Genomic DNA, 12,359 nt, shown 5'->3' with positions numbered 1-12,359 from the left:
AGGCAGAAAATCAGGCATATTTTGCCGCCTTATTAATATGTAATTTTTTTCTAAACTTGGGAGTTGACTTTGGCTAATATCAAATCAGCTAAGAAACGTGCGGTTCAATCTGAAAAACGCCGTAAACATAATGCTAGTAACCGTTCAATGATGCGTACTTATATTAAAAAAGTTTACGCAGCTGTTGCAGCTGGTGATAAACAAACAGCTGAAGTAGCATTCAAAGACATGCAAGCAGTTGTTGACCGTCAAGCAGCTCGTGGCTTAATCCACAAAAATAAAGCTGCACGTCATAAAGCGAATTTAGTTAAACAGATTAAAGCATTAGCGTAATGTTTTATTGATCTGTTAACTATTAAAGTTAAAGAAAATTAAAAAAAAGTGGTGTAAGCCACTTTTTTTATTTGTAAACTACTCATCTAATAATTATTAACTAAAATACAAGAGAGTATATTGTGGTTCAGCGTGATTATGTGAGAAAAAAAAAGCGCCAAACAAAAAAAAATAAATCACAAAGCTTTTCCGGTTTAATGATTTTTCTTGCAATCATTATTATTGCGCTATTTTCTGCTATTTTATATTTTGTTTCGAATAATCATCCCAACAAACCCGTTGAGCCACCTAAAGTAAAAACGGAACCACCGGCGATAACCTTGCCAGAAAAACCGCAAGAACGCTGGACGTATCTTAAAGAGTTAGAGACACCAAACGCTAATCCTGGTACTAACGCAATTGCCAGCGAAAGACAACAGATCTTAGACAGTTTTGTGAATAATTCCCGTAATGTTCCAACAACGTCATCACAGCCAAAACCACCGACTACGTCTTCTCAATCGGCAACAGATAGCAAAGATGCAAATAAATGGTTATTACAATGCGGAGCCTTTAAAGAAAAAGCGAATGCTGATACGTTAAAAGCACAACTTGCTATGATTGGAATAAGTGGTAATATTGCCTCTGGACAGTTGTATCGTGTTACCGTCGGCCCATATACCAGTAAAAGTAACGCAGAGAAAGCACTAAATTCATTAAAAGGTAATGGGATCAATAATTGTATTATTTCTAACTAATAAGAAATTATATGAATATACTCAAACAAATACAGTCCTTTTCGATGATGTTGTGGTCTCGCCTTAATCATGACCGCTTGACCACTTCAGCAGCCGGGCTTGCTTACACTACGATTTTGGCTTTAGTTCCGCTTATCACTGTCATCTTTTCTTTGCTTTCTGCTTTCCCAATGTTTGATGAAATAAGCCTTTCATTAAAAAAATTAATTTACAGTAACCTTGTCCCTACCGCCAGTGATACGATACAAAATTATCTTGAACAGTTTATCGCCAACACCAAAAAGATGACCTTTGCTGGGGTCATTGGCTTAATAGTCACTTCGTTATTATTAATCAACACTATTAATACAGCACTTAACCATATTTGGAAAACTAAGCGTAAACGCTCGTTTATGTACAACTTAACCATGTACTGGACGATTTTAACATTGGGGCCGATTTTAGTCGGATCAAGTGTGGCAGTAAGTTATTATATATTTTCACTTAAATGGTTATCCGTCGCTGCCACCAGTAATATTTTACTGAGTATATTACCGTTTTTGATTTCTGTGGTTGGATTTTGGTTACTTTATAGCATTATTCCGACCGAATCGGTACCACTTAAAGAGTCGATGATTGGCGCAATTGTGGCAGCAATACTTTTCGAATTAGGAAAGCGCGCATTTGCACTTTATGTGACCTCCTTCCCAACTTATCAACTTATTTACGGTGTTGTTTCGTCGATTCCTATCATGCTGGTTTGGATTTACTGCTCCTGGTGCATTGTACTTTTTGGCGCAGAATTTGCCGCAACATTGACAGAATTTAATCGACAAAAAAAGCAGCCCTTTGAAAACCAGCCTCAACCGGAGTAAATCGTATTATGATCGCCTTAATTCAACGTGTTAAACAAGCTTCTGTTACTATCGATGATCACATTGTTGGACAGATTAAGCATGGCTTACTTATTTTACTTGGCGTTGAACAAGGCGATGACGAACAAAAAGCCAAACGTTTATGTGAAAAAGTGCTGGGATATCGGGTTTTCAGTGATAGTGACGGTAAAATGAATTTGAATGTCAGTCAAGTAAATGGCGAAGTGTTAGTGGTTTCCCAATTTACTTTAGCGGCCGATACCCAAAAAGGGATGCGTCCGAGCTTTACTAAAGGTGCTAACCCACAACTAGCCAACCAACTCTATCAATTTTTTGTAGAACAATGCCAAAAACAGATAAACACCCAAACCGGTCAATTTGCCGCCGATATGCAAGTGGCATTAATTAACGACGGCCCGGTCACTTTTTGGCTACAAGTGTGATCATCTGATTAAAACGCCTTAAATCTTACCAATAGTTAAAAATCCACCCATTAAAACCAACACTGATAGAATAACGTGTTGGTTAGGCAACATTATCTTTCTGTCACAAAATTTAGCGAAACGGTGACAAAACCGCTTTGGCAGCGGTCAAATCACTGCAAATTTTGTAACATTTTCATCATATTTTGGTTTTGCATTAAGCCCAATTTATTGAGCTTGTCGGTATAAAACTGTTTAACCTCATCCCAACGATAGTAAGGATAATTGACGGTGCTAATTGGCAGATGAACTTCTCGCTCATTTAATAATACCTTCACCAGTATCGGTTGGTTAGCCTGCTCGCTACGATAAAAAATCCATTGAATATTGGCGCCCATGGGCACAATTTTATCGGCTTGCCAAACGTTTGGATAATCAAAAATTGATGCAGCCACCGTTGCCGCCCCTTCGATTTCTAGTAATGTGGCTAACGGCGAGACAGTTTCAGCGTGAGCAAAGCGTAAATTGGCATCAATATGACCATTTTCAATGGCTTTATCGGCACTTGTTAACATATCCCATAATAGCGGCGCAGCGATTTTAATTTGAATACCATTTGCATCCCACGCCGGACCAATTTGCAGATAGTTTTTAGCTGTGACAACGGTATTTAGCCATGCGTTATCATCTACTGAAAAATAATCATCAAAATCAAGATGATTATCGACTAATACCTGTGAAGGTAATGCTAACAACTCTTGATAAAGTTGGAAAAGCGCAATCACAAAATCTTCCGTCTTAATCGGCGATTTATCATTAATTGAGATACCTTCATTTAACTGTGATAAAAACGCATCAGTAAAGATTTTTTTGCCTACCGTTCGACTAATTTCAATCGTTTTTGGGTCATGCTCAAGTGATGTTAAAGCCTGTTTAACAAGACCGCTTTTTTTATATTCATCGTAAGCCGGCGCATAGTTAAAAAAGCGCAGTAAAAATTGCTGATCTTCCGGCTGAGTGGCTATTTCAATATCAGGATATAGGGCTTGAAAAGCTTGCATAAAAATTTGAGCGGTCTGTTTTGCTCTTGATGACGTTGAGCTGAGCACCTCGATCTTCTGCCCTTTAAATACGGTTGGATTATTGGCTAGCATGCGCTTGCTAATTAACGCAATATCGTTGCGACCAAGATCGGTCAGCTCACCATAGTGCTTATTATTGAGCTGTTTAATAGCAGCAACTTGAGTAATTAACGCTTTACCTGCTGGGGTTAGCTGGTTATTTTTTTCTGCCAATATTAAAACACTATAGGCAATATCTTCATATTTTGCTTTACTGATATAGCGTGAACCATGCCGACCAACATGATCGATATAAAATGCACTATAGCCTTTTGGTGCCGGCGTTAGCATTTGCTGATTATCATATTGATAAGCCGATTTTGAGCCAGCTAATTGCGCAAGCGCAAACACCGATGAAGATAAAGCAAGTAACATAATTAATCCTATCGCTTTAAATGAATGTTTAAAAAATTGCTGCTTTGCAAACACCATAAATCGCTCCTACAAATCATGCAAGACAAGTGATAAAAAGAGAGGGTAGTTTTTATTTTTTAATAGTGACGAGTTAAGAAAGTACTCGGTAATAGATTAAAGCGAAAAGTGGCGCTAAACAAGCGATTTAATAAAACAATATTATTTACCACGGCTGATTGATTCATTAAATTAAACGGCAAATAGTTTTAATCAAATACCATTTTGTCGATCCTCAGCTTTTTACTCTCCAAAGCTAAATTTATTCACTTTATTTAATTACAAAATAGATTTTATTTTCACAACACTCTTTTAATTTTTTTAAAAAAGATTATCTTATTAGTATTCAAGTTATACCTCACTAATTGATTAAAAGATAATGAAATTATATGGCTTTTCCGGAACGCTAATTAGCAGTGCATTAATATCATCATGTATTAAAACCCCTTATACCACAACACGTTTTTTTAAAGACTTAATTGCAGGCATTACTGTTGGTATTATTGCTATACCGCTCGCCATGGCGTTAGCTATCGCTAGTGGTGTTCCCCCTCAACACGGTCTATATACGGCAATTGTTGCAGGATTTGTTATTGCCATAACTGGCGGTTCACGCTTTAGTGTTTCAGGCCCGACTGCGGCATTTGTGGTTATTTTATATCCGGTTTCGTTGCAGTATGGCTTATCCGGACTCTTAGTTGCCACCCTGCTTTCCGGTTTTTTTCTTATTTTAATGGGGATAATTCGTTTAGGGCGCTTAATTGAATATATTCCTTTGCCAGTGGTATTAGGTTTTACTTCCGGAATTGCAATCACCATTGCCACCATGCAGATCAAAGATTTTTTTGGATTAACCCTTGAGCATATGCCGGAAAGCTATGTCGGCAAAGTGATCGAACTGGTTAAAACTTTTCCAACAATTAATCTGGCTGATACTTTAGTCGGTTTAGTGACATTAGTTGTGTTAATTGTATGGCCAAAACTGAGGGTAAAAATTTCCGGTCACTTACCGGCATTGGTTGCCGGCATGATAGTGATGTTTATTTTAAATCAATTTAATTGTCATATTGAAACAATAGGATCTAAATTTAGCTATACTTTACCGGACAACACTATCGGTCATGGTATACCGTCTGTGTTACCGGAATTAATCTTACCTTGGCAACATGCCGATTTTAAATGGGATTGGTCAACGATTTCTGCCCTTACGCCAATCGCTTTAACAATGGCAATGCTTTGTGCGATCGAATCACTACTTTGCGCAGTTGTGTTAGATGAGATGACCCACACCAAACACCACTCAAATAATGAGCTAATTGGTCAAGGTTTGGGCAACATTATTGCACCATTTTTTGGTGGCATTTCAGCAACCGCCGCAATTGCACGCTCAGCGGCAAATGTAAAAGCGGGTGCGACATCACCAATTGCGGCCGTATTGCATTCAGTCATTGTCTTACTGGCGCTGGTCTGTTTTGCGCCAGTATTGTCGTTTATACCCCTTTCGGCAATGGCGGCTTTACTGTTAATTGTGGCATGGAACATGAGCGCTGTTCAGCGAGTAATTTATATTATCAAACGTGCGCCTAAAGATGATATATTAATCATGCTTATCTGCATGTCATTGACGGTATTGTTTGATATGGTCATTGCTATAACATTAGGCATTGTGCTTGCTTCAATTCTCTTTATGCGTCGCATTGCCAGCATGACTCGCTTAGTTGAACTTAACCGAAGTGATGATAAAACCTTAGTTCTTCGTATTAGTGGTCCACTATTTTTTGCTGCTGCTGAGCGAACATTTTTGGAACTGTACCAAAAAATAAATGGATACGAAAATATCGTATTACAATGGGATGCGGTGCCAATACTCGATGCAGGTGGACTTAATGCATTAATACATTTTATCGATGAACTGCCCGAACAGGTAAATTTATCGATTTGTGAATTACAATTTCAACCGTTAAAAACGTTGGCACGTGCCAAAATTTTACCTATTCCCAATAAATTAATGTTTTACTCAACACTAGATGAAGCACTGAAAGATAAAAATTAATTTTACAATTCGCTTTATTATGCTGAGTGATTTTTGTACAATTTAAATGCACTTAATCTTGCTATTTATCGTGTCTTTACGTTATCAATTAGTATTTTTCAATTCAGATTCAAGGCGTAACAACGTTAAATATGAAATGAAAAATACTGTTATTAACAACCATAAATCAATTATAAAATAGGAAATTAACATGATATCAAACACAAATAGTATTGAAGAGCTTAAACAAAAATCAGGCTGGTTTATTGTTATTGGTATAATTTTAATGATATTAGGTGCCTTAGCCTTAGGCTACCAGTTTATTGCAACCGTTTTTTCCGTCTATTTTATTGGAACTTTAATTTTAATTGCCGGTATTGCCCAAGCAGTCCATGCTTTTACGGTTAAAGGTTTCGGACAATCTGCGCTATGGGCAATAATGGGGATTTTATATATCTTTATTGGCGTAATGTCTTATTTCCAACCGGTGGCAGTATCTTCTGCATTAACGTTAGTTATCTCAATCTTATTAATTATGAGTGGTTTTACCCAAATATTTGCCGCCATGAATAACCGCCACTTACCAAGTTGGGGTTGGGTGTTAACCTCAGGTATCATTACACTAATTTTAGGCGTGATGATTATCGTCGGTTGGCCATATGATAGTCTTTGGGTGTTAGGCATGTTCTTAGGGATAGACTTAATATTTCAAGGTTGGGCATATGTGGCTATTGGTATTGCTCTGAAAAAACGCCCATAAGAGAGTAGATTAACTTGTTGCCCACCATTAATCACTGGTAGTTTGTGGGCAACAGTTCATGATAGCCATTCCCCCTCACCGCTTTAATCACCCGACGGTCAAACGTCTGGCTAGTGCAACAACCATTATTTTATAGCTAGCTATTTATAGCTTTTATTGGTTTTTGCTTTGACTTCTTTCATCGATTGTAAAATGCGATGATAATTATCTAATCTTGATGAAGCAATTTTCCCTTCAGCGACGGCTTGTTGCAGTAAACAACCGGGCGTATTTAAGTGATTACAATCACGGAACTGACAGCCCCCTAAATAGTCACCAAATTCAATAAAACCGGCTATCACTTGTTCCGGCTCCAAATGCCACAAACCAAATTCACGTATACCGGGTGAATCAATAATATCACCGCCATTAGGTAGATGATAAAGTCGGGTTGCTGTAGTGGTATGTTGCCCTAGTCCGGATAGTTGTGATACATCACCTGTCATGGCCGATTGCGTTTGATGCGGTAACAATCGATTAATAATACTCGATTTCCCCACCCCCGATTGCCCCACTAAAATTGAGATTTTACCTTGCAAAGCGGCTTGTAAAGGTGCAATACCCTGTTGATTTTGGCAAGATACATACAGCACTTGATAGCCAATTTTGCTATAAATAGCTAACTGTTTTTCAACAGCTGCTCGCTCATCGGTATTGAGCAAGTCGATCTTGTTTAGCACGATAATCGGGCGAATGTCGGTTGCTTCACAAGCAACTAAGTATCTGTCAATAATATTTAATGATAACTCGGGTAATACGGCTGAAATAATAACAATTTGATCGACATTGGCGGCAACCGGTTTAACGCCGTCATAAAAATCCGGACGAACCAGCTCCGAATGGCGAGGATGTACCGCCTCGATGATGCCATTGGTATTAGGCTCGAGGCTTTCACGCCACAAAACTCTATCGCCGGTCACCAGTGAAGGTAATGTACGCCGAATACTGCAACGGTAGATAAGCCCGGCATCGTTTTCAACGTCAGCAGATTTACCATATCGACTCACCACCACACCTTCGTAAGGCGATGAAAAGTTGGACAAGTTCTCATCTTGCTTCGTTGCTAAACGTTGTTGGTGCTTAGCTGCCACTCGCCGTTTCTGATTTTTTGATAGTTGTATTTTTGCCACGTCACTAATTTTGCTAAAACAGAGATTGACAGTTATGCTACACTAATGAGCACTAAAAAGAAAATTTCTGACGCAAATTATGACTAAACCATCACAAGCAAATAGTAATAATCTTATATGGATTGACCTTGAAATGACCGGACTTAATCCGGCGGTTGATCGCATTATCGAAATTGCCACTATCGTTACCGACACAAACCTCAACATTCTTGCAGAAGGGCCGGTAATTGCTGTTTATCAGTCAGATGAACAATTAGCATTAATGGATGATTGGAATAAAAATACGCATGGAAACTCGGGACTTATTGATCGAGTGCGTCAAAGTAAAATTAATGAACAACAAGCTGAGAGACAAACACTGGCATTTTTAAAACAGTGGGTACCGGAAAATTGCTCACCGATTTGCGGTAATACCATTGGTCAAGACCGCCGATTTTTATTCAACTACATGCCCGATTTAGAGCGCTATTTTCACTATCGTTATTTAGATGTCAGCACGGTGAAAGAATTAGCAAAACGTTGGAAACCGGAAATTTTAAAAGGCATCAGCAAAAAGAGTTCACATCAAGCGCTCGATGATATTCGTGATTCCATTGCTGAGCTAGTTTATTATCGCCAACATTTTTTTAACTTATCTCATTAATTGCTATGCAAATTTTATACACTGTTTTACTCTATCTTATTCAGCCGTTGGTATGGTTAAGGCTTCTTTGGCGTAGCCGAAAAGCACCGGCTTATCGTCAACGTTGGCTTGAGCGCTATGGTTTTTGTCAAAATAAAGTCAAAGCCGGTGGCATTTTAGTGCATGCCGTATCAGTGGGCGAAACCATTGCGGCTGTGCCACTAATTAACGCGTTAAAACAGCAATATCCACATTTACCTATTACTGTCACCACAATGACACCAACTGGCTCCGAACGGGTAAAATCACTGCTCAAAGATAGCGTTAATCATGTTTATTTACCTTATGACCTACCTTGTGCGCTTCGTCGTTTTTTAAACACTGTTCAACCAAAGCTGGTGATAATTATGGAGACAGAACTATGGCCAAATTTTATCAATCAGTGTTATAAACGGCATATTCCTTTAATTGTCGCTAATGCCCGACTCTCTGAGCGTTCGGCGAAACGGTACAGTAAACTTGGCTCAGCAATCAGTCGCCTACTGCGTAAAATCAGTGTGGTTGCTGCACAAAATCAGCAAGACGGCGAACGATTTATCCAGTTAGGTTTACCGGCAGATCACTTAGCCATTACCGGTAGTATAAAATTTGATATTGATTTAACCGCTAAACAACATCAGCGCATTGCTGAGTTGAAACAGCAATGGCAATTAAATCGACCGGTATTGATAGCAGCCAGCACCCACAGCGGTGAAGATGAAATTATTTTATCGGCATTTAAACGCTTAGTCCAAAACCACCCGAATCTGTTATTAATTTTAGTGCCTCGCCACCCGGAGCGTTTTAAAACAGTAGAAAAATTGATTATCGATAACCGATTGCGCTATATTAAGCGTAGCGCTGATCAAACGCCAAACGATCAAACGCAAGTGATATTAGGTGATACCATGGGTGAATTACTGGAGCTTTATGGTGTTGCGGATATTGCCTTAATCGGTGGCAGTTTAATTGAGCACGGCGGTCATAATCCGTTAGAGCCGGCTTTGCATCATATACCGATTATTATTGGCGAGCACTTTTTCAATTTTAAGGTTATTTGTGAACAACTAAAGGCAGCCAATGGACTGCTTGTTTGCCGTAACTCAGTAGATGAACTCTATTTAACCGTAGATGATCTGTTAAATCACCCAACTAAACGTAAACAGATTGGCGAAAATGCGTATCAAGTCTTAAAACAAAATCAAGGAGCATTAGATCGGCTTCTTGCCATTATTAACCGATATCTTAGCTAAATATAAGGATTGCTTGTGAATAAAAAGCATGGTTTATTACTAGTTAATTTAGGCACCCCTAGCGCCGCAACACCGGATGCAATAAAACAGTATTTAACTGAGTTTTTATTGGATCGGCATGTGGTGGATCTACCGGCCTTTTTTTGGTATCCACTACTAAAATATATCGTGTTACCTAAACGAGTGCCGTATATCATCAACCATTATCAAAAAATTTGGATCGACGGCTCATCACCTTTACTGCATTACAGCCGCTTACTGTGCGACAAACTACAATCGCAATTAACCGATGTGCAGTGCGAGCTTGCCATGACGTATGGTCAACCAGATATCCAATCCGCATTCAATAAACTTAAGGCGTGTAAAAAAATTACTGTATTGCCGCTGTTTCCACAATATTCCACAACCACCACATTGGCGGTTTTAGATAAATTAAGACAGATTGTGGCGAGCGAAAAAAGCAAACAAAAAATCCACTATATTCGTGATTATGCCGATCATCCAAGTTATATCCAAGCCCTATATCTACAAATAAAACAGGCTTTCAATGAGCATGGTCAGCCACAAGCACTTTTACTTTCTTATCACGGTATTCCGGAGCGATATATCCGCCAACGTCAAGATGATTATATAGAGCGGTGTGAACTGACCACGTTACTCCTTATTGAAAAATGCCAAGCAAAGGGTATCACCATACCGATACATATGGCTTATCAATCGGAATTTGGTAAAGGAAAATGGGTCAAACCTAAAACCTGCGATATGTTACAAGAAATGGCGAAAAAACAGATACATAATGTGCATGTTATCAGCCCGGGATTTTCGGTTGATTGTCTTGAAACGATTTATGAAATCGATCAAGAAAATCGGCAACTGTTTTTCGATGCCGGCGGTAAGCAATTTCATTATATTCCGGCACTTAATGACGAACAATTACAGGTAGATTTAATCAAAGATTTAATTAATTATACTAAAACATATAATGTTTCTGAAACTTCTTGACAAAATCGGTTACTATCAACATCAATTCAAACTATTTAATAGTCAGTTATTATTAGCTTAGCGTGAAACAGACAGCTTAAATTGACTAATAAAGATACCAAATCTTCATCAAAGTTAACCATAGGTTATAACCTATGATAGGATGATAGATAAGATTCTATCTGAGCACTAAGGAGAATAATAGATGAAAATAATCATTATTGGCGCTCAAGCTGCCGGAGCAAGTGCTGCGGCAAAAGCCAAACGGATGGCTCAAAATGCAACAATTCGTATTTATGAAAAGTCTGATATTGTATCGTTTGGAGCTTGTGGATTGCCTTACTTTATTGGCGAGCATTTTAACGATGACAACGAAATGATTTCCCGCACACCTGAACAGTTCGAAAAAGACGGTATTGAAATCAAAACTCGCCATGAAGTGATTGCTATTGATGCCCAAGCTAAAAAAGTGACGGTGAAAGATCTTAGCACCGGTCATAGTTTTGATGACAATTACGATCAACTACTACTTGCCGTTGGCGCAAGTCCTATTATGCCAAATTTTTCAAATGGTCATCTAAAAAATATCTTTACTCTACGTGATCTTTACGACGGTCAAGCCATTAAACAAGCGCTATCTAACCCTAACGTTGCTAATGTGATTGTGGTTGGTGCTGGCTATATCGGGCTTGAGATTGCCGAATCGTTGGTCGCTTTAAAGAAAAAAGTCAAACTGATCCAACTCGATGACAGAGTATTAGTCGATGCATTTGATAGCGAAATGACGGCAATTATTCAAGACAATATCAAACAGCACTGCGATTTACATTTGCAAGAGCGAGTACAAGGCTTTGAAGGTGAACACGCTGTCACCGGTGTCATAACCGATAAAGGACAATATCGAGCTGATCTGGTCATTATCGCCACCGGAGTTAAGCCAAATAGCCACATTTATCAGCACCTTGGCATGAATATGCTGGGCAATGGCGCCATTATTACCGACAGTTTCGGGCGAACAAACATAACCAATATTTATGCAGCAGGCGATTGCGCCGCAATCGAGCATCGAGTAAGCCAATCAACCGTCTATATCCCTTTAGCAACCAGCGCCAATAAACTGGGCAAAGTCGTTGGGGAGAACTTAGCCGGCGGAAATGCCCAATTCCCGGGCACGTTAGGCACCTCAGCGCTCAGAGTATTTGATAGTGAAGCCGGGCGAACAGGTCTGAGCGAAAATGAAGCGATAAAAGCACAAGTTCCCTATAAAACGGTTATGGTTAAAGATAAAAACCACAGTAATTATGTCGCCGGACAAACCACGATTGTGGCTAAATTGATTTATCACGCCGATACCCGAGTGATATTAGGCGGACAAATTGCCGGCGGCCATGGCGCTGCATTAAGGGTTAATGTGCTGGCTTGCGCTATTTGGGCAAAAATGAAAATCGATGAATTATCCATGATGGACTTTTTATATGCGCCCCCATTTTCCAGACCATGGGACATTTTAAATATTGCAGGTTCGATCGCAAAATAGAGAAGGTTACCGATAAACAGCAAATTGTGTTTATCCCCCTTTTCGATTTTAAGACAAGTTATGAACATGCCGCTATCTTAACCAGATA

Annotated in this window: 12 protein-coding genes; 10 read left to right on the top strand and 2 right to left on the bottom strand. The window is 39.0% G+C overall.

Features of this window, described 5'->3' with window-relative positions; genetic code table 11:
- Positions 1-69 precede the first annotated feature (69 nt).
- The 4 genes from rpsT to dtd all read left to right on the top strand — a co-directional run bounded on the left by rpsT (position 70) and on the right by dtd (position 2,367).
- Positions 70-333 (top strand): 30S ribosomal protein S20, encoded by a 264-nt coding sequence (gene rpsT, locus J3U74_RS08490; protein ID WP_220218214.1) that lies wholly within the window; start codon positions 70-72, stop codon positions 331-333.
- A gap of 122 nt (positions 334-455) precedes the next feature.
- Positions 456-1,070, top strand: a complete 615-nt coding sequence (locus tag J3U74_RS08485) for an SPOR domain-containing protein (protein ID WP_267328795.1) — start codon at positions 456-458, stop codon at positions 1,068-1,070.
- Positions 1,071-1,081: 11 nt separating this feature from the next.
- Complete coding sequence (locus tag J3U74_RS08480) at positions 1,082-1,924, top strand: virulence factor BrkB family protein (RefSeq protein ID WP_267328794.1); 843 nt, start codon at positions 1,082-1,084, stop codon at positions 1,922-1,924.
- An 8-nt stretch (positions 1,925-1,932) separates the two neighbouring features.
- The gene (gene dtd / locus J3U74_RS08475) at positions 1,933-2,367 is read left to right on the top strand and encodes a D-aminoacyl-tRNA deacylase (RefSeq protein WP_220218217.1); all 435 of its coding nucleotides are present in this window, start codon (positions 1,933-1,935) and stop codon (positions 2,365-2,367) included.
- A gap of 152 nt (positions 2,368-2,519) precedes the next feature.
- Here the strand turns inward: dtd and J3U74_RS08470 are convergent, their stop codons facing one another.
- Positions 2,520-3,899, bottom strand: coding sequence for a histidine-type phosphatase (locus J3U74_RS08470; protein ID WP_267328793.1), 1,380 nt, complete (start codon positions 3,897-3,899; stop codon positions 2,520-2,522).
- Between the two features lie 358 nt (positions 3,900-4,257).
- Here J3U74_RS08470 and dauA point away from each other — a divergent pair, with 358 nt between their 5' ends.
- Together dauA and J3U74_RS08460 are read left to right on the top strand one after the other, a co-directional pair.
- Positions 4,258-5,931: a C4-dicarboxylic acid transporter DauA gene (gene dauA, locus J3U74_RS08465; RefSeq protein WP_267328792.1), complete on the top strand. Its 1,674-nt coding sequence runs from the start codon at positions 4,258-4,260 to the stop codon at positions 5,929-5,931.
- A gap of 190 nt (positions 5,932-6,121) precedes the next feature.
- Positions 6,122-6,670, top strand: a complete 549-nt coding sequence (locus J3U74_RS08460; protein ID WP_220218220.1) for an HdeD family acid-resistance protein — start codon at positions 6,122-6,124, stop codon at positions 6,668-6,670.
- 140 nt (positions 6,671-6,810) lie between these two features.
- Here the strand turns inward: J3U74_RS08460 and rsgA are convergent, their stop codons facing one another.
- Complete coding sequence (gene rsgA / locus J3U74_RS08455; RefSeq protein ID WP_267328791.1) at positions 6,811-7,839, bottom strand: small ribosomal subunit biogenesis GTPase RsgA; 1,029 nt, start codon at positions 7,837-7,839, stop codon at positions 6,811-6,813.
- Between the two features lie 79 nt (positions 7,840-7,918).
- Between rsgA and orn the strand changes: the two genes are divergently transcribed.
- The 4 genes from orn to J3U74_RS08435 all read left to right on the top strand — a co-directional run bounded on the left by orn (position 7,919) and on the right by J3U74_RS08435 (position 12,271).
- A complete protein-coding gene (gene orn, locus J3U74_RS08450) occupies positions 7,919-8,482 on the top strand; it encodes an oligoribonuclease (RefSeq protein ID WP_267328790.1) in 564 nt (187 codons plus the stop codon).
- 5 nt (positions 8,483-8,487) lie between these two features.
- Positions 8,488-9,753, top strand: coding sequence for a lipid IV(A) 3-deoxy-D-manno-octulosonic acid transferase (waaA, locus tag J3U74_RS08445; protein ID WP_267328789.1), 1,266 nt, complete (start codon positions 8,488-8,490; stop codon positions 9,751-9,753).
- A 15-nt stretch (positions 9,754-9,768) separates the two neighbouring features.
- A complete protein-coding gene (hemH, locus tag J3U74_RS08440) occupies positions 9,769-10,755 on the top strand; it encodes a ferrochelatase (protein WP_267328788.1) in 987 nt (328 codons plus the stop codon).
- A gap of 184 nt (positions 10,756-10,939) precedes the next feature.
- Positions 10,940-12,271: a CoA-disulfide reductase gene (locus tag J3U74_RS08435; RefSeq protein WP_267328787.1), complete on the top strand. Its 1,332-nt coding sequence runs from the start codon at positions 10,940-10,942 to the stop codon at positions 12,269-12,271.
- Positions 12,272-12,359 lie beyond the last annotated feature (88 nt).

It is taken from the genome of Gilliamella sp. B3892 (assembly GCF_026536305.1).
Classification (GTDB): domain Bacteria; phylum Pseudomonadota; class Gammaproteobacteria; order Enterobacterales; family Orbaceae; genus Gilliamella.
This window is presented reverse-complemented; position numbering and strand designations above follow the sequence as displayed.